Source organism: Bacillus sp. 2CMS4F (genome assembly GCF_023161785.1).
Taxonomy (GTDB): Bacteria; Bacillota; Bacilli; order Bacillales; family Bacillaceae; genus Bacillus; species Bacillus halotolerans.
This window is the reverse complement of sequence record NZ_JALNTO010000016.1, coordinates 1-20302: the sequence shown is the minus strand read 5'-3', so window position 1 is coordinate 20302 and position 20302 is coordinate 1. Positions and strand designations below refer to the sequence as shown.

The following is a 20302-nucleotide window of genomic DNA, read 5'->3' as shown; positions in this document are numbered from 1 at the left end:
TTTAAATGTCCCATTCAATAACAGTTTTTCCCCAAGATGAAGTCAAATCTGCTTCAAATGCATGTGTAATTTCCTCAATACTGCGTACCGGGAAGCGTCCGCCGACTAATGTTTCTAAATAATCAACGACTTCTGGGTATTGAGCTAAAAAGTCTACAGTACGGGCAAAATCCTCGCGTCCGCTGCGGCTGCTGCCGATCAGCGTAATCCCTTTTTCAAGCACCATTCTTGTTTCAATTTCAACTGGGTATTCCGATACGCCTAAGAGCGCTACACATGCTTCAGGATGAACATGGGCGATGATTTGTTCAATCGCGCTTTCACTGCCGCGTCCGCCTACACATTCAAAGGCATGATCGATTCTCACATCCTCAGGAATGTCGTTGATTTGATAAGCTGCATCAACAAAAGAGAAATGATCAAGTTTATAAGGCGTTTTTCCGAAAATAAACACTTTGCTGTCCGGGTATTTCTTCTTCAAAAGAAGCGTCATGATAAATCCGAGGTTTCCGTCTCCCCAGACACCAAATGTGTCACGCTTCTTATGCGCCATCCGTTCAAATCGGGAAAGCGCATGGACTGCAATGGTGATTAGCTCGGTAAAAGCTGCTACATGCGGGTTAATGCTGTCCGGAAGTTCAACGAGCCGATCCGCGGCCATAAACATGTAATCCTGCATGAAACCGTCATAACCGCTGGAACGGAATCTGCTGGACCGCAGATAATTTTCCGCAATCACTTCATGCTCTTCAACCGGTGTATTCGGCACCATGACAACCCGTGTTCCGACTTTAAAAGTGCCGGTCGGATCAAACATCACTTTTCCGATTCCTTCATGGATCAGGGCCATCGGCAGTTTTTTATCCATGGCTTCTTTGCCGCGGGAACCAGTGTAATAACGCTGGTCGGCAGCACAGATGGATAAATGGGTAGGCCGGACGACGACCTTATCTGAATGGACAACTTTATCTTTATACGTCACTTCAAATTGTCGGGCAGAAACTAAACGATACGTTTGATTAATCATTGTGAAATTCGCTCCTGTAAAATGGCATTTGCCACTTTTAAGTCATATGGTGTCGTTACTTTAATATTAAAGACTTCACCGCGAACCAGCTTCACTTTTTCACCAGCTAGTGAACAGATTTTACAAGCGTCAGTCAGTACGGCTTTTTGATCATCTGAGAGCTGATTATAAAGTTCGACCAATTTGCTGATGCGGAAGCTTTGCGGTGTTTGTCCCTGATACATATTATCGCGTACAGGAATATCAGAGATAAACTCTTGGTCTTCTGAAGCGATAATTGTGTCAATGGCTGATATGACTGTGTCGACAGCGCCATATTGAAGAACAGCATCAATGTTTTCCTCGATAATACGATGAGTCAAAAATGGGCGCACAGAATCATGGGTAATAATCACGTCATCATCCTGAATGCCAAATTCTTTTTCGATGTAACGGATACCGCTCATAATTGATTCATTGCGGTCGCTTCCGCCTTCCACCACGACCAGGCGATCATCGTTTCCAATGAATTTCTTTAAAATATCTTTTGTATGGTTAATCCACTCTTTAGGTGAAACGATTAAAATCTTATCGAAACGGTCATTTAATAAAAATTTTTCAACCGTATGAATAATAATAGGACGTTTATTTAACGGCAAAAACTGTTTTGGCATATTGACATTTCCCATGCGGGAACCTTTTCCACCGGCTAGAATCTCAGCATAAATCATAAAATGACTCCTTCCTTACCACAACTCATAATGTTTTATAAAGGGTTTTCATATTATTTGCAATACCGATCTTTATTATATATAAAGATCAGTATGATTTCTCGTTTATATAGCGTAAAAGCTGCTTGCTGGCATTTCCTTTAGAGTACAGATTCCATTCATGGGAAAAACGCTCCACTTCAGATTGAAGCTTGTTTATATCTTGCATCTGTTCTAGGAGCATTTCTGAATCAATGCAAGGCACCCCAGGTATCATCTCTGTATAATTTCTAATCAAACCGCGTGTTTTGTCGTAAGCAACCATATCATACGCATAAAACAGAATGGGTTTGTCCAACAGAGCAAATTCAAAAGGAACTGAAGAGTAATCCGATATTAACAGATCGCTCATTTTTAAAAGGTCTGCAAGAGGGAGATCTGATACATCTTTTATCCACTCATTATTGACAGGTAAATCTGCAGATTGTTTCATAACAGGATGCAATTTTACCGCAAGCAAAAATTCTCCTTTTAAATCATATGCCAGCTGTTTTTCTGAAAATGGCAGCGAAAAGCTTTCAAACTGATGATCCCTGAAAGTCGGGGCATACAGAATGATTTTTTTCCCTGCCGGCAGATGGTGTTTGCATTTTAGTTCATGACCGTTTTTGCCGGCCTCATAGTAAGCATCAGTTAATGGCACGCCAAATCGAAGAAATTTATCCTCTGTGATATCGAAAAATTCCTTGAATATGTCGGCCATGTGTTCAGAACCGACGACAATCCGGTCAAATGAAGCATATACCTTACGAAAGCGTCTCACGTCAGACCGGGAACGATTCTGAGTATTGATATCCTTTAAACCAAAGCGCTTAAACGCTCCGTTCGCATGCCAGACTTGTATGCACTCAATATCCGGCCGGCTGGCCAAAACAGTTGTTAAAACAAAATAGTTATCAACAACCACGGCTTTACTGCTCAGCATAGAAAAGACCGCTTTACATATATGAAGCGGGTGTTTTTCATTAATAACTGAGACGGAGAGTGCCGGAAATTCATCTGCCAGTGATTTGGCGTGCTGGGTAAGCAGCACATTAATGTTAAAGGAATATTGTCCCTCCTGATATTCCTTTAACAGAGCACGGGCATTATCAGGAAAAGAGACAAGCAGGGTCAGTTGATTCCCCGGTTTTACCCAAAAGAGTAAAGCGCCAATGACTTTTATGAACAAAGAATAAAAAAATGCAAACAAAGATTGAGGGTTCATCCTGTCATCAGCTCTAATGGGCTGTCAAAGATTATCCGCAGATACAGCGAATGATTCATATATATCATTTAAACCATAGCTCCTTTAAAGACCGTTTACAAATGGCGTGATTGATCTTTAACCTGCCCTGTATATTGCGGCTTGGCTGAAGCTCGTTCATGCTTTAGCACGGCTGTAACATATTTAGGAATGCTCAGCATTCTTCTCCAGCGCGAAGGGTTGGTGATCAGCCTGTACATCCATTCAAGGTGAAAACGGATAAAAAACGACGGCGCTCTTTTTACATTGCCGCTAAACACATCAAAACTGCCGCCAAGCCCTACAGCTACAGCTTGAGGGAATAAATGCCTGTATTTATGGATAAAGAACTCTTGAACAGGGTAACCTAACGCGACAAACACCATATCCGGCTTTGCAGCAGCAATCTTGTCTGCCACTTTACTTTGATCCTTGACATAGCCGTCAGAGTATCCGGCAATTTCAACTCCAGGATAATCACGGCGGACTCGTTCAATTGTTTGCTCAATAACATGTTTTGCTGCACCGTAAAAGAAAACACGCTTTTTCTTTTGGTGAGCCTTATCCAACAGGGACGTAAACAAATCATATCCGGCTATTCTGGATTGAAGAGGCCTTCCGATTAACTTGGAGACCATAACAACCCCAATACCATCCGGCAAAATAAAATCAGCAGATGAAAGAACTGTTTCATATCGCGGATTCTGCATCGCTTCAAACCCGATTTCTGGATTTGCCGTAACAATAAACGCTCCTTTGGCCTGATCCAAATATGAAGTTTCCAAATGGGATATAAATGAAGACAGTTCACCGTCTACAAAATCTAATTGATTAATGGGTTTCGTTTGCATTATGTCAACCCTCCTTTTCATCTATATGTCTATAAAAAACATGTGTCATTCGTATAGTTTGTGTAAAGACCATAATTCATCACTTTACCTGAAAACATCTTACCCTATCATACCACAAAAATCTTTAGGAACTTTTAACATTCACATTACAATTCCTTCACGTTTTGACGATGAATTAATATGAGGAGGGTGTACAAAATAAATGACGTAACACAAAGCAAATCGTTTCACTCAAATTGATAACAAAAGAATCGATGTTTCCATAAACGAAAGCTTGGTATAATGAAATGAGAATAAGGCATTAGACCTGTAAATTTTATACATCAACATAGATTTATCCCAAATATTATTAGCAATTGACATTTTTAAAGAGCCTTAACTTTTATAGGAACTTATGCTATTATTGTTCATTATTAATGGTACGTAAAATTTATGTCGAAATTATAAACAGTTTGTTAAGTTTTTTGGTTTTTATCTGGCACTCTCAGTTGAAAACGGTTGGAAGGTGATGTTATCTAATGAAGAAAGTGATAACGTACGGAACATTTGATTTATTTCACTATGGACATATGAAGCTGCTTGAACGAGCAAAAGACCTTGGAGATTACTTAATCGTAGGCTTGTCTACAGATGAGTTTAATTTGCAAAAACAAAAAAAATCGCATCATTCTTATGAACATAGAAAACTCATTTTAGAAACAATCGATTTTGTGAATGAAGTCATTCCAGAAAAAAACTGGGAACAAAAAATCTCAGATATCAAAAAGTACGGAATTGATACGTTTGTCATCGGTGATGACTGGAAAGGGAAGTTTGACTTCTTAAAGGAATATTGCGAGGTCATATACCTTCCAAGAACAGAGGGCATTTCAACTACTCAAATCAAAAAAGACATGGCTAGTCTATAGAAGTACTAATTAAAAGAGGCTTGAAGTAATGTTCAGTTGCTTCTTTTTTTCTTGTGTGCGTGAATTATAAATTTTTGCTCTTTAAGGAGTTTATGATGAAATCGTTTATTTTAAATAAATGCAGAAGTTTATTAATTAAGGTATATTCGGTGCTGTTTCAACTTTTTGCTCTTCTGCCAAGAAATAACAAATTAATTTTATTTGAAAGCTATTCTGGCAAACAGTTTAGCTGCAATCCCAGAGCAATCTACGAATATCTTCAGGAAAATAAAGATAGATATGATTATAAGTTAATATGGAGTATTGATAAGCGTTACATGTCGGCATTAGAAGGTGTGGATGCAGCATATATTAAAAGGTTTTCTTTCAAGTGGCTTTGGTACATGGCTACTGCGAAATATTGGATAACAAACAGCCGCCTCCCTTTATGGATTCCAAAACCCAAAAAAACATTGTATGTGCAAACGTGGCATGGCACTCCGTTAAAAAAGCTTGCTAATGATATGGATGAAGTGCATATGCCGGGGACTACAACTGAAAAATACAAACAAAATTTTCTGCTGGAAGCTAGCAAATGGGATTATTTAATTTCTCCTAATGCTTACTCTACGGAGATTTTTAGAAGTGCGTTTCAATTTAACAAAGAAATCATAGAGGCTGGTTATCCGAGAAATGACATTTTGTATTCTTCAAATAAGGAATCATTAATTAAAAAGGTAAAGCAAGAGTTAGGAATTAATGAGGATAAAAAAGTTATTTTATATGCACCAACATGGAGAGATAATGAGTTTAAGAAGGTTGGCCAATATAAATTTAAACTCCAATTTGATTTAGAAGAAATGAAAAGAGAACTTGGAGAGTCTGTAGTAATTCTTCTAAGAATGCATTATCTAGTTTCAGAACAGTTTAATTTAGGCAAATATAATGATTTTGTTAAGGATGTTTCTTTATATAAAGATATAAGGGATCTGTATTTAATTAGTGATTTGTTAATAACAGATTATTCTTCTGTTTTTTTTGATTATATAAACTTAAAAAAACCCATTGTATTTTTTGTGTATGATCTCCCGATTTATCGAGACTCTATTAGAGGTTTTTATTTTGATTTTCAACAAAAAACCCCAGGAAGCTTTGTGCAAACAAGTGAAGAACTTATTAAGACAGTTAAAGATTTGCTGCATAACCCTTATATAGATCATAATTACGAGCTTTTTTACAATGAATTTTGCAACTTAGAAGATGGACAGGCTTCTAAAAGAGTTATTGAGACGATTCTTTAAAACTTCTATACAAAGAGGTACTAACATGTTTTCTATAATTATGCCAATATATAACTCCGAGAATTACTTGAAGGCTTCAATAGAGAGTGTTATCAAACAATCAATCGGTTTTAAAGAAAATATAGAACTTATATTAATAGACGATGGTAGTGTGGACCACAGCTCTCAAATTTGTGAATTATATAAAAAAACATATCCGAATAATATCAAATTTTTTAAGATTGAAAATTCGGGGCCTTCTGCCGCTAGAAATTGTGGATTGTTGAATGTAAGTGAAAAATCTAAATTCATTGGTTTTCTAGATTCAGATGATGTACTCTCTAAAAATGCTATACAAAGTGTTTATAATTTTTTTTGCAATTGCGGAAAAGATACAAATATAGCTGTTTTGCCAGTTTATTTTACAGGTGAAAAAAAAGGTGATCATAAGTTAAATAATAGATTTGAAAAAGGGACCAGGATTATAAACATTCTTAAAGAGTATAAATCTGTCCATTTTTATATTGGAGGAACTTTTTATAGAAGGCAAATTATTAATCATAAGGTTCTGTTTGATGAATCCATGGATTTCTGGGAAGACGCCATATTTATCAATCAGTTATTGCTAAATGAAAAAAGTTACGGGGTAGTTGCAGAAGGGAAATATTTCTATAGAAAGCGGAAAGAAAAGAATTCATTAGTGGATGGTTCATGGTTAAACAAAAATAGGTATTCTTATTTGCTGGATGTAAGCTACATGACTTTGTTTATGAAGTCAATCGAAAAATACAATGCTATTCTTCCTTATATACAATATTTGATTATTTACCATATAAAATTGTTTTTGTATCCTAGTTATCGAGAGATTTATAAGACGGTTTTAAATAAAAATGAGCAAAGAGATTTTATTCATTCTTATATTAATATTCTCAAACATATCGATACGCAATATATAAACGAACAAGATATGCCTATATATTATAAAGAATTTATGTTTTTTCTAAAAGAAGAAAATACAGAAGGTCTTGAAAGAATAAAAAAAGAAAAAATATTTCAAAGTTCCTGCACTGTTACTAAAACAAAGATTAAAGGGTGGAAACTCGAATTAACTGGACACTTTATTAACCAGTATTATGAAATGCAAGAAAGTGATTTCATATATGTAAAGTACTTTAAAATGTTAAAAATATGCAAGCGCAAAGAATTGAAAAAATCTATTGAAGTATGGGGATATAAGTTAAGAGATTTTAAATATGCTGGCTTTGTTGTTGAAATACCAATTTGGGCCTTTGCTTTCGAATTTATTTTAAAAACATCAGATAGTGCTATAAAGCTTAATCATGTAAACATATTTAGAAGTTTACTCGTGAAAATTTTCAAAAGATAGTTAAAGAAGATAATTATATTCATATTACCAAAATATTGATTTTTATTCAAAGGATTAAACAATTTATTTACAATGTTTTTTCTATCTATTACCCGGATTCTTTTTAATATAAACATTTTGTTAGGAGTAAATTTGTATGGAAGATAAGAATTATAAATTTGATTTTAGTGTAATATTGCCAATTTACAATGTGGAAATGTATTTAACTGACGCTATAGAAAGCGTGATTAATCAGACTTTAGGCTTCAATAACATTCAATTAATACTTGTTAATGATGACAGCCCTGACAAAAGTGAGATCATATGCAGAGAATATGAACAAAGGTATCCAAACAACGTAGTTTATGTAAAGAAACAGAACGGCGGAGTTAGCAGTGCGCGAAATTTCGGATTAAAGTATGCTGAGGGGAGATATGTTCAATTCCTTGATCCGGATGATTTAGTTTCAAAAGAAACATTTGAAAATGTTTTAAACTTTTTTAACCAACACAAAGAAGATATTGATATTGTAGCAATACCAATATTTTTCGAAGAAGGAAGAACTGGAGAACATAACCTTAATAATAAATTTACTTCGACAAGAATTTTGGATGTGGAAAAAGAGCCACAACATATATTAACCCATTGCTGTTCTACTTTTATAAAAAAAGATGCTTTAACAAATATTTGTTTTGATGAGAACTGTAGAATCGGGGAAGACGCCAAGCTGGTTAATTTAATTATATCAGGTAAAAAAAAGTACGGTTTAGTTAAGGAAGCTAAATATCACTATAGAGTAAGAGAAGACGGTTCGTCTGCAATGCAGAATGCTAAAGCAAATAAAGATTGGTTTAACCATTCACTTATTACATTTTCTAAGAGTTTAATTAATATGACAAAGAATCATGAAGAAAAAATACCTCTGTTTCTTCAATATATGATTATGCATGATCTGAAGTGGAAATTATTAATTAGGGATATTAGTGAAACACCTTTAAATCAAAATGAATATCAAGAATTTTTAAAATTAATTCGAGAAGTACTTTCATATATCGATGATAGTGTCATTATTGAAGCAAAAAGTATAAGTCATTTTTATCTTTATCATGCTTTAAAAATAAAACATGGTGAAAATTATAATAAGTATGTATATGAAATAGAAACTGACCAAGATTTTTATTTGTACAGAGAAGATGAAATTGTATCTAAATTATCAAATCAAACTCTAACTATTGAAATCTTAGAAGAAAATAAGGATTCTATTCATATAGAAGGTTTTTGGAGCTCGCTATTTAAAGCAAAAGGTTTTGATTTTTATGCTAAAATTGGTGAAAAAAGAGTAAAAGCAAAGATTATAAAAAGACAGCATAATGATTATGTTAGTTTAGGAGAAGTAATCAAAAAATATCCTGGTTTTTCTATAGATATCCCAAAAAAATATCTTACTGGCAATCACCATATAGAATTTTTTATCACTAAGGGCAATAAGAGAAAAATGACAAAGCTTCGTTTCTTTAAGTATTCAGGTTTATCAAATGAATTATTTAATTCCTATGCCACTAAACGAGATTATATTTTTTATTATAATTATAAAAAATTACTGTTCGAACAAAACAACTTTAAAAATAGATTTATAAAAGAATTTCGTTTCTTGAAAACTCTTAATAAAATAAGCGGTAAGTCAAAGAAACGAAAATCAGCAATTAAAAAGGCTATGTTGGCACGAGTGGCACATCATGTGTTCAGTTTTTTTAACAAAAAACCAGTATGGTTATTCGTAGATAGACAAGACAAAGCTGATGATAATGCCGAACATCTTTATAAGTATGCTATCAATCAGAACGATGGTGTAAAAAAGTACTTTATTATAAAAAAGGACAGCAAAGATTATGACCGAATTAAAAAATATGGAAAGGTAATTCCTTATCGATCTCTCAGACATAAAATTTTGACTTTGGCTTCCTCCAAAGTAATATCTACACATGCAGATATATGGGTTGTGAATCCATTTTTCAATATGGAGATATATTTTAGAGATTTATTTAAATTTGAGTTTGTCTTTTTGCAGCATGGAATAACAATGGCTGATCATTCAGAGTGGTTAAATAAATATAGTAAGAATATTAAATTGTTAATAACATCAGCAAAACCTGAATATCGTTCTATTATTAAAGGGAATTACAATTATAAAAAAGAAAATATCTTTTTAGGCGGATTTCCGAGATACGATAATTTAAAGAAGAGTGAAGGGGAAAAGCAGCTTTTAATAATGCCTACATGGAGAAAGGATATTGTATTACCAAAAGATCAGGCAAAGGGAGTTAGACCTTACAATCCAAAATTTAAAGAGAGTGAATACTTTGCAAGGTATAATGCATTAATTAATGATGATAGACTAATTGAATTTGCTAAAAAAAACAACTATAAAATAACCTTTTTTCCACATCCAGACATCCAACAACAAATTGAGGATTTTAAAAAGCATGAGTACGTAGAGTTTGCTGATTATAACAGCAGCTATCAAATGTTATTTAATTCATCAAATATAATGATTACTGATTTTTCATCTGTAGCTTTCGATTTTGCATACGAGAAAAAGCCTGTAATCTATTATCAATATGAAAATTCATATCATTTTAAACTTGATTATTATGATTATAAGAAAATGGGCTTTGGAGATGTAATAAATAATCATGATAGCTTAATTGATAAAGTTATCTATTATATGAAGAATAATAGTCGTATGGAAGATAAGTATAGAAAAAGAGTAGACAACTTTTTTGCATATACTGATAAAAATAACAGAAACCGCATTTATAATGCTATTCTGCAATTAGACAATAATAAAGTTGCTAAATAAGTTTTGTTTTATATAGGCACTAAAAAACTAATGAAAGGAGAAGTTCAACGGGAACTTCTCCTTACTATTTAAAAAGTGAAAAAAAACTCAACATCTGTTACAATAATCTGCGGTGCTTTCAAATTTCTTTAACCGAAAGATCCCAAAAATCATTTAAGTCTAAGGAAGATAAACAATGAATGCATTAGTAAGAATCGTAAAAGAGCAAGTGACATCGTTTCCTTTAATTTTGCGCTTGGCTTCGTATGAGACAAAGTCTCAGTATCAGATGAATTATCTTGGTGTATTATGGCAGTTTTTAAATCCCCTCATTCAAATGCTGGCATACTGGTTTGTATTTGGTATGGGAATTCGTAACAGTAAGCCGATCATAACGGGTATCGGAGAAGTGCCTTTTATTGTTTGGATGCTGGCTGGTTTGATTCCATGGTTTTTTATTAGTCCGACGATTCTTGATGGATCAAACAGTGTGTTTAAGCGGATCAATATGGTCGCGAAAATGAATTTTCCGATCAGTTCGCTGCCATCTGTCGTGATTGCTTCAAATTTATTTAGTTATTTTGTGATGATGGGTGTTTATGTCATAGTTCTGTTAGCAAGTGGTATTTACCCAAGCTTGCATTGGATACAATATATTTACTATTTAATCTGCATGATTGTATTTATGTTTTCGTTTAGTTTGTTTAACTCTACAATCAGTGTGCTTGTCAGAGATTATCAATTTTTGCTGCAGGCCGTTACCAGATTGTTGTTCTTCTTGCTTCCGATTTTTTGGAATATATCAGAGCAGCTTGGAAAAAATCATCCGAACCTTCTGCCTGTGCTGAAACTGAATCCGATTTATTATTTGATAGAAGGATTCCGGAACAGCTTCTTAGACGGGAAATGGTTTTTCCAAGATATGAAATACACGCTGTATTTCTGGCTGTTCACTTTTCTTTTATTAACAGTAGGTTCTATCCTGCACATGAAATTCAGAGACAAGTTTGTTGACTTTCTTTAATACGTAAGGAGATTGTACGATGAAACTAAAAGTTTCGTTTCGAAATGTTTCAAAGCAGTATCATTTGTATAAAAAACAATCGGACAAGATTAAAGGATTGTTTTTTCCGGCTAAGGATAATGGTTTTTTTGCTGTGCGGAATGTCTCCTTTGACGTGTATGAGGGAGAAACAATCGGCTTTGTAGGGATAAACGGGTCGGGGAAATCGACCATGTCTAACCTGCTGGCTAAAATTATTCCGCCGACCAGCGGTGAAATTGAAATGAACGGCCAGCCGTCGCTGATTGCGATTGCGGCCGGTTTAAATAATCAATTAACGGGCCGGGACAATGTCCGGCTCAAGTGTTTGATGATGGGTCTAACAAATAAAGAAATTGATGACATGTATGACAGTATCGTTGAATTTGCGGAGATTGGCGATTTTATTAATCAGCCGGTCAAAAACTATTCCAGCGGGATGAAATCGCGTCTCGGTTTCGCGATTTCCGTTCATATTGATCCGGATATTTTAATTATTGATGAAGCGCTCTCCGTAGGAGACCAAACGTTTTATCAGAAATGTGTAGACAGAATTAATGAGTTTAAAAAACAAGGAAAAACCATTTTCTTTGTCAGCCATTCCATCGGCCAGATTGAGAAAATGTGTGACCGCGTTGCTTGGATGCATTACGGCGAACTTCGGATGTTTGATGATACAAAAACCGTTGTGAAAGAGTACAAAGCATTTATTGACTGGTTTAATAAGCTCTCGAAAAAAGAAAAAGAAACATATAAAAAAGAGCAGACGGAAGAGCGCAAGAAAGAAGATCCTGAAGCTTTTGCCCGTTTCCGCAAAAAGAAGAAAAAGCCAAAATCACTGGCCAACGCAGCACAAATTGCGATTTTATCTATCTTGTTAGTTTTTGTTGCGGGCACGATGTTCTTTGATGCCCCGCTTCGAACGATTGCTTCGTTTGGCGCAATTCCGCAGAATAAAGTCAAGAATCACCATAGCGATGCAAAGGGCAAGATGGAGGAAAGCCTAACTGCAATGAATAAAAAAGGCTTTATAGCTGATGAAGAAGTGACAGTCTATAAAGACCAAGATCTGAAAAAGAAGGCCGGTTTTACACTGCCTTTCGGTACTGCAGTGACGGTAAGCGCAAAAGGCAAACAAGCAGCAAAAGTTAAGTTTGACGGACATTCTTATTTTGTGAAGCAGAATGCTGTTGCGACTGATGTGAAGAAGGCGGAATTGCCGGCTTCTGCTTTTACACCTCATGTCCAGCAAAACGCAGCAGCTTCCTATGAATACTTCCTGAAGTTCCTCGGAGACAGCAGTGACAGTATTCAATCGAAACTGAACGGCTTTACAGAAGGAGAAACAGCTGACGGCAGAAAGACTTTGGATTTTGATTATGAAAAGATCAGCTATGTATTGGAAGATAATAAAGCTTCACAGCTTATCTTTCACAACATTTCTCCCGTTACTCCAGCGTCATTATCATTAAGTGATGGTGATGTATTGTATGACAGCAGCAAGAATCGTTTTCTTGTGAATACAGCAAATCAGATCTTTGCAGTTGATAATGAAGAGCATACGCTGACCTTGATGTCAAAATAATAAAAGGCTATTGGATGAATGTCCAATAGCCTTTTATGTTTAGATTTCTTCTTTGTTTAATAAGTTTTCCATGAACGGAACGAGCTGTCCGCGGAGTTCTTTATCCTGCATCGCAAATTCAAGAGTTGTTGTGATAAAGCCAAGCTTTTCACCAACATCATAGCGTTTGCCTTCAAAATCGTAAGCAAACACTCTTTGAATTTCATTCAGCTTTTGAATGGCGTCTGTCAGCTGAATTTCTCCTCCTGCGCCAACCTGCTGCTCCTCTAAGTACATAAAGATCTCAGGCGTAAATACGTAACGTCCTAAGATGGCAAGGTTAGAAGGTGCTGTGCCTTTAGACGGCTTCTCAACAAAGTTTTTCACCTGGTAACGGCGACCTTCACTTGTCAGCGGATCGATAATACCGTAGCGATGAGTTTCTTCTTCAGGCACTTGCTGAACACCTATAATAGAAGAAAGTGTTCTTTCATACTCATCCATTAACTGGCGCAATCCTGGTTTTTCCGCCTGAACAATATCGTCTCCAAGCAGAACCGCAAAAGGTTCATCGCCGATAAAGTTACGCGCACACCACACAGCGTGTCCAAGTCCTTTAGGTTCTTTTTGGCGGATGTAGTGGATGTCAGCCAGATTGGAAGATTTTTTCACTTTTTCAAGGAGTTCAATCTTTCCTTTTTCTTCAAGGTTTCTTTCAAGCTCAGGAGAGTAATCAAAATGATCCTCAATCGCACGCTTGCTTTTACCTGTTACAATAATAATGTCCTCAATACCGGACTCAACAGCTTCTTCAATTATGTATTGAATGGTTGGCTTATCTACGATAGGAAGCATTTCTTTCGGCATTGCTTTCGTAGCCGGCAAAAATCTCGTTCCGAGACCGGCTGCAGGGATTATGGCCTTACGTACTTTTTTCACTTTCAAAGCACCTTCCTTAAGAACAGATTTAGGTTCAGCTTTATGAAATGCTGAGTATTTAAAATTTTGGAGTTTCTTTTTTCTCAGTACCCTATTTTCAATCTGTTAAACACATTTAATCATATAAGAAAAACCAATATTAAACAAGGGTCAATTCAGTAGGATTTAGATCTGGAAAATATAGAAAATACAAAAAATATCATTAGTTAATTTTCAGTAACAGATAGAGGTTATCGGCTTAAAATGTTCCAAAAAGTTCTTAAGATTTAACTGTTTCTTCATTCTAGAGCCAGCTGATTAAACATGATATAATGTACTTCTGAAATATGACTGTACGATTTTTAGCGAAAGGTAATTATAAATTATGACGATTAAGGTTTCTCATCCTAAATTAGCATATGTTTGTTCAGGGCTTCACTCTGCAAAAAAAAACAACATTAATTCAATTGATTGGAATTATCCAATGGACATTGTCACTTTAAACCATGAGCCTAATGAACCTTCCTTTTTTAAAGATGCTGCTGTTATCAATTTGTACAGCTTTTTTAAAGGGCCTGAACCTCAGAAAGATAAAATAGAGCATCAGGTTGAAGAAGAAGGTTTAACGTATGTTCAAGAACAAGACAAACCAATATTTCGATATTACCGTGACGGGCGTTATATAAAATATCAAAGATTTACAGCAGGGGGAACACTTGCTGTCGCGGATTATTTTAATGATAATAGGCAAAGGTTTAAACGAGAGGAATATGATGCAAACGGCTATGTACACAGCTTGATGTACATGGACTTGGAGACCAACAAACCAAAGCAGCATCTCTTTTTGAGGGCTGACGGCACCTGTTATATGACTAAGTGGTATAAGCATGATGGATCGACTGAAAAAATTATTATTTTTGACGAAAAAGACAGTATAGAGGGTGTATTATATTCAGAAAATGAACTTTCCCAGTATTTTCTGAGCCGCTTGATACATGAAACGGACTATCTGCTGTTAACTTCAGAAATGAAAATTTATTCAATGCTGAAGCTTCTTTCAGCGAAATATTCGACAGCGTACTTAGGTTTTATAGAGACGAATGATATTTTGAACAACCCTGAAGAAGAAATAAACTATCTTGATGCTTACGTAGTCCCTTCTTTGACGAGATATAATGACACGATTGAAAGAACGGGACCCCGTTCGAACATTTACTATGTTTCTGAAGAACCGTTTGCCCGCAAACGTTTTGTGGACAAACTTATTGATCAAGTGCATTTTAACAATAAATTGAGAGATATGAATGTTGAACTGTTAACAGCAGAATGGCGATCAAAATCTGACTTGTACTTGTCAGCAAAGGCAGCATTTAAAGGTGAAGTTCCGGCCCATTCCGTTGGTCGTAATAAAATGTACTGGAAACTAAAAAATAAGAAGAGCGGCACCGAATGTACGTTTAGCGCTCAGGTAAACAGAGAGGTAGATTTAATTTTTACTGTAAGCGGGACACTTTGTATTCACTCAGCATTAGATGACCTCTCTACGATTGAATTGTATCTCTGTTCTGAGTGGGATAATAGCTTCTTTGCTATGAATGTAAAAGTGAATGACAAAAAGGAAATTCCGTTAACGGAACAAAATATCTCAGGCTGGCGAATCACTTTGGATGAAGAAAATAATCATTTGCTAATTCACACAGCTGAAGGATTTAGGAGAAAACTAATCAATCGTCTGTTTGTTAAAAAGAATCAATAGCAGCGAAAGGTTTTACAAGAAGAAGGAGCTTGAAGATGAGAAGGATCTTTTCACTAATTTATGAAATAGACATTGAAAAAGGCGGCATTACAAGCTCTATGATGTCAAGGTCGTATACTTTTGCAGAGCATGGCCATAAAATTGACTTGGTTACACTTGATTATAAAGACAACTATGATCAGATTGAGCAAGAGCTGAAAAAGGCTGGAAGGCTGCATCCTGATGTGAATCTTATCAATATCTATGATTACTATAAAAATCAGCACACCGATATCAAAATAGGTGTTGAGCAGCGAAATGGCTATGAACAAATTCTTGAACGCTTCGAAGAATCTTATGCTGTTTTTCATAACAAGGCAAAATTAGAAACTGAATACTTCAAAAATGGTTTATATATAAAAAAGAAAAAGTGGGATGAGTCGGATCATCTTTTATATGTGGACTATTTCAATGAAAATATGCAAATCACAAAGCGGGAATATTTTAATGGTGAGTATATAAATAAAACTGTCTTCTTCGATACGAGAACAGCAAAAATAAATCAAGTTTGTTACACAGCACCTGATGGCTTTTGTTATTTAACGGAATGGTATCATTTTCAAACAGGAGCCAGCCAGGGAGTTGTACTGTTTGAACGAAATGAGAAAGAAGCTGCGTTTTTTAAAAACAAGCATTCATTTCATACACATTGGCTTGAAGAACTGTGTGAAAAAGAAACAGACCCTATTATCATCTGTGATGGAGTCGGGAGTGCTTCAAAAGTAAATGAAATGCGTGAAGGATTGGCAAAACGCTTTTACTGTGTTCACTCAAATCATTTAGATTATCCTTACACATTGGGCAGCAAAGTTCGGAAAAATCATCAATACGCTATGGAGCATATTAAAGATTACGACGGGCTGATCGTATTAACGAATGAACAAAAAGATGATATCATGAAGGATTTTGAATCAAGCAATAATATTTTTGTGATTCCTCATGCTCCAAGAAGGCTTGAAAAATTACAAACCTATGAAAAAAAGAAAAACGAATTTGTGATGGTAGCAAGATATCATGAGGAAAAAGGGATAGATAAGGTTATAAAAGCAATGGAAATCGTGAAAAAATCCCGGCCTGATGTTGTTCTTAATATATATGGAAGCGGTCCTGGCCACGAGCAGTATCAACATTTAATTGAGGAGCTTCGGCTTGATAATGTGCATCTAAAAGGCTATGTAGCCAATCCTGCTCCCTTTTACCAGCAAGCGCTTGCCACATTATTAACATCAAAATTTGAGGGGTTCAGCCTTGCCATTTGTGAATCGTTCTCTTGTGCAACCCCAGTGATTAGTTTTGATGTGAAATACAGCCCAAGAGAGCTTATAAAACAACATAAAACAGGAATGCTTGTAGAACCTGATCATATTGAAATGCTTGCTGAAAGTATTATTTATCTCTATGACAATCCTGAGCAAGCGATTCAATACGGAAAGAATGCAAAGCAATTAATGGATACAGAATACAGTGAGGAACGATTGTTTGAAAGATGGGAAGAAGTATTTGAAGTGACGAAATAATACATTTCTATACCATTTTTGTTCACTATATGAGCTTTCTATAAAAAAAGAGCGGATAAGGATAGAGGTGTAATGTTGAAAATTACTGCAGCAGTACCCACATACAACTCAGAACATTTTATATCCCGCTGCCTGGATAGTCTTGTTCAACAAACCATGCCGAATGATGAATACGAAATTATTTGTATAGATGATTGTTCTCAAGATGGCACGGTTTCGATACTAAAAAAATACGGTGAACAGTATCCTAATATAAAGGTTATTGAGAGAGAAAAAAACTCGGGTGGCCCGGGAGAACCAAGAAATCAGGCAATTCGTGCGGCCAGCGGTGAATATATATTTTTTATCGATTCTGATGATTATCTCGGAATTCAAGCCTTTGAAAGAATGTATCAGTTTGCAAAGGTTCATGATTCGGACATCGTGCTTGGGAAAATGGTTGGTGTAAACGGCAGACCAGTGCCGCAAGCAATTTTTAAGGAATCGAAAGCTGAAGCTGATCTGATAAAATCACCGCTTGTCTACTCAATTGGCCCGACGAAGCTTTTTAAAGTTTCACTGCTCAGAAAATATGACATAATGTTTCCCTCTAATATACAGGCAACAGAGGATCAGGTTTTTGTCATGAAAGCTTATTTAAAAGCAGACAAGATTTCTGTTCTTGGCGATTATGATTATTACTATGCTGTACAGCATGACGGCGAGCATATGACATTTGCATATGTTGCACCTCAAGACTATTACGGTGCTATGAAAGTCATCATTGATATGATTTATGAGAGCCGTCTTTCTCGTACCGATAAAATGAAATTTATGGCGAAGTTTTTAAATCGCCATTTTGACTTTTCCAGAACTACGGACTTTACCATAACAATTGAGGATGAACAGGAACAACTAGAGTGGATGACGGAGCTGCATCATTTTGTTGAGCGAAATATTCCGCGGGAAATTGATAAGCTTGTTCATTCGCATACACGTTTAAAATTATATTTCGTACGTAATAATGACCTAAAGGGTTTAAAGCAATTCGAATCTGATAAAGAGAATATGATTCAATTTACGTCTGTTAAAAACGGGCATATCATCGCAAACTATCCTAGTATAGTGCCGTATCACTTATCTGAGAATGAGCTTGTCATTGATGACAGAAACAAGATCAGTCATTACGTGAGCAAATTTCAAATCAAGAACAATTCTTTTTCAATAAAAGGATCAGTTACTCATACAGCTTTAAAACCAGAGTATCAATCTCTGCAAAAACTATCAGGTATTTGGGTTCATCGTGAAAGAAAAATTGAAAAAATCATGTCTCCGGTGTATTCAAAGGATGGCGAGTTTGAATTCCTCACGAAGTTTACTGATCTAGCTGTTAACGAAGATGATATTGGTGTATGGGATTTCTTTATCGAGTCGGATATTGATGGGTACAAAAAACGTGCCAGAATTGGCAACAGCAGAGAAAAGTACCCCTATTCCAAACATGCTAAATATATTGGAAATAACGGAAAATATGCATACAGCGCAAGGCCGTACTTTACAAAGACATTTGATAATTTGTCAGTAGAGATAAAAAAACAAGAGATGCTGAAAGTCGAATTTCGAAATCATGATTCTGACCAGTATTTAACATTCATTTTCCCTGGGAGCCAGTTGTTTTTCCCAAAGCAATCTTTATTATTGCTTGAATGTAATAAACAAGAGTTCTTAATTCCTATAAAAAAACAAATAAGTTCGGCTGAAGGGACGGTTATACAAGTTGACCGAAACTTAGTTGAACAAAAATTTGTCCCATCTTATTTACAAAGCACAGATATCGTTTTATCAATAAATTCATACCAAACTGTACTGGTTCCTAAAAAGGATGTCAGCGTGTATTTTTGCAGTAAAAATATTGAAAAAAAACTATGGTGTTTTAAAATAAGAAAGAAAGTAGATCTATTTATACAATCAGACCAATCCAAATTCTATCTAACAGCCCGTTAAACAAAGAAACCAGGTGACAATTATGAAAAAACTAAAAGTCATGACCGTCTTCGGAACCAGGCCGGAAGCGATAAAGATGGCGCCGCTCGTGCTTGAATTAAAAAAATATCCTGAAATAGAGTCCTATGTAACGGTGACTGCCCAGCACAGACAAATGCTGGATCAGGTGCTTGAAGCGTTTTCGATAAAACCTGATTTCGATTTGAACATTATGAAGGAGCGGCAGACGCTGGCAGAAATTACGTCAAATGCGCTTGTGAAATTGGACGAGCTGTTTAAAGACATCAAGCCTGATATAGTGCTTGTCCACGGTGATACGACGACGACATTTGCCGGAAGCCTTGCCGCGTTTTATCATCAAATTGCTGTCGGGCATGTGGAGGCCGGTCTTCGCACAGGTAATAAATATTCTCCGTTTCCTGAAGAGCTCAACCGCCAAATGACCGGTGCTATTGCTGATTTGCATTTTGCACCGACAAGACAGGCAAGAGACAACTTATTAAAAGAAAACAAAAAAGCCGATTCTATTTTTGTAACGGGCAATACAGCGATTGACGCGCTTCGCACAACAGTTAGGGAAGGTTATTCACACCCTGTCCTTGACCAGGTTGGTGAGGATAAGATGATTTTGCTGACGGCTCATCGCCGTGAAAACTTGGGCGAGCCGATGGAAAACATGTTTAAGGCCATCCGCAGAATTGTAGAGGAATATAATGATGTACAGGTCGTTTACCCTGTGCACCTTAACCCTGTTGTCCGGGAAGCGGCTCAGAAGCATTTTGGCGACTCTGACAGAGTGCATCTGATTGAGCCTTTAGAAGTGATTGACTTCCATAACTTTGCGGCAAAATCCCATTTCATTTTGACTGATTCCGGCGGAGTGCAGGAAGAAGCGCCATCGCTCGGGAAACCGGTTCTTGTGCTTCGTGATACGACTGAGCGCCCTGAAGGAGTGGAAGCAGGGACGCTTAAACTTGCGGGGACAAATGAGGAGAACATTTATCAGCTTGCAAAAGAGCTCTTAACTGACGCCGATGAGTATCAGAAAATGTCCTTTGCTTCAAATCCGTATGGTGATGGACAGGCCTCCCGCCGGATTGTAGAGGAATTGCTGTTTCACTACGGATATCGGAATGAACATCCGGACTCTTTTACGGGTAAATAAAAAAGAAGCTTTGCACATAGGGACTGACCCCCGTTTTTGAGACAGGGATCAAAACACCTTTTATACAGCCAATTGCCGATAGCTTATCGGTGAT

15 protein-coding genes are annotated in these 20302 nt (G+C 36.1%); 10 read left to right on the top strand and 5 right to left on the bottom strand.

All coding sequences use genetic code 11. The features are described 5' to 3' along the window. Position 1: 1 nt before the first annotated feature. From MTN95_RS18330 to MTN95_RS18315, 4 genes are all read right to left on the bottom strand, one after another. On the bottom strand, positions 2-1027 hold the full coding sequence (locus MTN95_RS18330; protein ID WP_059353651.1) for a ribitol-5-phosphate dehydrogenase: 1026 nt from the start codon (positions 1025-1027) through the stop codon (positions 2-4). Then, entirely contained in the window at positions 1024-1737 is a 714-nt protein-coding gene (locus tag MTN95_RS18325) for an IspD/TarI family cytidylyltransferase (RefSeq protein WP_059353650.1), read from the bottom strand. Before MTN95_RS18325 ends, MTN95_RS18330 begins: the two co-directional genes overlap by 4 nt. An 88-nt stretch (positions 1738-1825) precedes the next feature. Beyond that, a complete protein-coding gene (locus MTN95_RS18320; RefSeq protein WP_202853595.1) occupies positions 1826-2983 on the bottom strand; it encodes a CDP-glycerol glycerophosphotransferase family protein in 1158 nt (385 codons plus the stop codon). Positions 2984-3078: 95 nt separating this feature from the next. Then, positions 3079-3852: a WecB/TagA/CpsF family glycosyltransferase gene (locus MTN95_RS18315; RefSeq protein ID WP_105990867.1), complete on the bottom strand. Its 774-nt coding sequence runs from the start codon at positions 3850-3852 to the stop codon at positions 3079-3081. 518 nt (positions 3853-4370) lie between these two features. Here MTN95_RS18315 and tagD point away from each other — a divergent pair. The 6 genes from tagD to tagH all read left to right on the top strand — a co-directional run bounded on the left by tagD (position 4371) and on the right by tagH (position 12851). Then, positions 4371-4760, top strand: coding sequence for a glycerol-3-phosphate cytidylyltransferase (tagD, locus tag MTN95_RS18310; protein WP_059353647.1), 390 nt, complete (start codon positions 4371-4373; stop codon positions 4758-4760). A 95-nt stretch (positions 4761-4855) separates the two neighbouring features. Continuing rightward, complete coding sequence (locus MTN95_RS18305; RefSeq protein WP_105954036.1) at positions 4856-6040, top strand: CDP-glycerol glycerophosphotransferase family protein; 1185 nt, start codon at positions 4856-4858, stop codon at positions 6038-6040. A gap of 25 nt (positions 6041-6065) precedes the next feature. Beyond that, complete coding sequence (locus MTN95_RS18300; protein ID WP_248339613.1) at positions 6066-7406, top strand: glycosyltransferase family 2 protein; 1341 nt, start codon at positions 6066-6068, stop codon at positions 7404-7406. A 136-nt stretch (positions 7407-7542) separates the two neighbouring features. After that, on the top strand, positions 7543-10245 hold the full coding sequence (locus MTN95_RS18295) for a poly(glucosyl N-acetylgalactosamine 1-phosphate) glucosyltransferase (RefSeq protein WP_248339610.1): 2703 nt from the start codon (positions 7543-7545) through the stop codon (positions 10243-10245). A 175-nt stretch (positions 10246-10420) separates the two neighbouring features. Next, the gene (gene tagG / locus MTN95_RS18290; protein ID WP_059353643.1) at positions 10421-11248 is read left to right on the top strand and encodes a teichoic acids export ABC transporter permease subunit TagG; all 828 of its coding nucleotides are present in this window, start codon (positions 10421-10423) and stop codon (positions 11246-11248) included. A gap of 19 nt (positions 11249-11267) precedes the next feature. Then, positions 11268-12851 carry a teichoic acids export ABC transporter ATP-binding subunit TagH gene (gene tagH, locus MTN95_RS18285; protein ID WP_248339608.1) on the top strand — a complete coding sequence of 528 codons (1584 nt, stop codon included), beginning with the start codon at positions 11268-11270 and terminating at the stop codon, positions 12849-12851. A 39-nt stretch (positions 12852-12890) separates the two neighbouring features. Here tagH and galU read toward each other — a convergent pair whose 3' ends face one another. Next, positions 12891-13769 (bottom strand): UTP--glucose-1-phosphate uridylyltransferase GalU, encoded by an 879-nt coding sequence (gene galU, locus MTN95_RS18280; RefSeq protein ID WP_044159515.1) that lies wholly within the window; start codon positions 13767-13769, stop codon positions 12891-12893. A 361-nt stretch (positions 13770-14130) separates the two neighbouring features. Between galU and MTN95_RS18275 the strand changes: the two genes are divergently transcribed. The 4 genes from MTN95_RS18275 to wecB all read left to right on the top strand — a co-directional run bounded on the left by MTN95_RS18275 (position 14131) and on the right by wecB (position 20208). Next, entirely contained in the window at positions 14131-15504 is a 1374-nt protein-coding gene (locus MTN95_RS18275) for an alpha-glucosyltransferase N-terminal domain-containing protein (protein ID WP_312842979.1), read from the top strand. Positions 15505-15539: 35 nt separating this feature from the next. Continuing rightward, complete coding sequence (locus MTN95_RS18270) at positions 15540-17060, top strand: glycosyltransferase (RefSeq protein WP_248339579.1); 1521 nt, start codon at positions 15540-15542, stop codon at positions 17058-17060. Positions 17061-17132: 72 nt separating this feature from the next. Continuing rightward, positions 17133-19043, top strand: a complete 1911-nt coding sequence (locus MTN95_RS18265) for a glycosyltransferase (RefSeq protein WP_248339576.1) — start codon at positions 17133-17135, stop codon at positions 19041-19043. Positions 19044-19065: 22 nt separating this feature from the next. Then, positions 19066-20208 (top strand): non-hydrolyzing UDP-N-acetylglucosamine 2-epimerase, encoded by a 1143-nt coding sequence (gene wecB / locus MTN95_RS18260; protein ID WP_248339574.1) that lies wholly within the window; start codon positions 19066-19068, stop codon positions 20206-20208. Positions 20209-20302: the final 94 nt, after the last annotated feature.

Excerpts from the sequence above, each read along its gene's own strand:
- MTN95_RS18330 (WP_059353651.1), bottom strand. The coding sequence starts at position 1,027 with ATGATTAATCAAACGTATCGTTTAGTTTCTGCCCGACAATTTGAAGTG.
- MTN95_RS18325 (WP_059353650.1), bottom strand. The coding sequence starts at position 1,737 with ATGATTTATGCTGAGATTCTAGCCGGTGGAAAAGGTTCCCGCATGGGA.
- MTN95_RS18320 (WP_202853595.1), bottom strand. The coding sequence starts at position 2,983 with ATGAACCCTCAATCTTTGTTTGCATTTTTTTATTCTTTGTTCATAAAA.
- MTN95_RS18315 (WP_105990867.1), bottom strand. The coding sequence starts at position 3,852 with ATGCAAACGAAACCCATTAATCAATTAGATTTTGTAGACGGTGAACTG.
- tagD (WP_059353647.1), top strand. The coding sequence starts at position 4,371 with ATGAAGAAAGTGATAACGTACGGAACATTTGATTTATTTCACTATGGA.
- MTN95_RS18305 (WP_105954036.1), top strand. The coding sequence starts at position 4,856 with ATGAAATCGTTTATTTTAAATAAATGCAGAAGTTTATTAATTAAGGTA.
- MTN95_RS18300 (WP_248339613.1), top strand. The coding sequence starts at position 6,066 with ATGTTTTCTATAATTATGCCAATATATAACTCCGAGAATTACTTGAAG.
- MTN95_RS18295 (WP_248339610.1), top strand. The coding sequence starts at position 7,543 with ATGGAAGATAAGAATTATAAATTTGATTTTAGTGTAATATTGCCAATT.
- tagG (WP_059353643.1), top strand. The coding sequence starts at position 10,421 with ATGAATGCATTAGTAAGAATCGTAAAAGAGCAAGTGACATCGTTTCCT.
- tagH (WP_248339608.1), top strand. The coding sequence starts at position 11,268 with ATGAAACTAAAAGTTTCGTTTCGAAATGTTTCAAAGCAGTATCATTTG.
- MTN95_RS18270 (WP_248339579.1), top strand. The coding sequence starts at position 15,540 with ATGAGAAGGATCTTTTCACTAATTTATGAAATAGACATTGAAAAAGGC.
- MTN95_RS18265 (WP_248339576.1), top strand. The coding sequence starts at position 17,133 with ATGTTGAAAATTACTGCAGCAGTACCCACATACAACTCAGAACATTTT.
- wecB (WP_248339574.1), top strand. The coding sequence starts at position 19,066 with ATGAAAAAACTAAAAGTCATGACCGTCTTCGGAACCAGGCCGGAAGCG.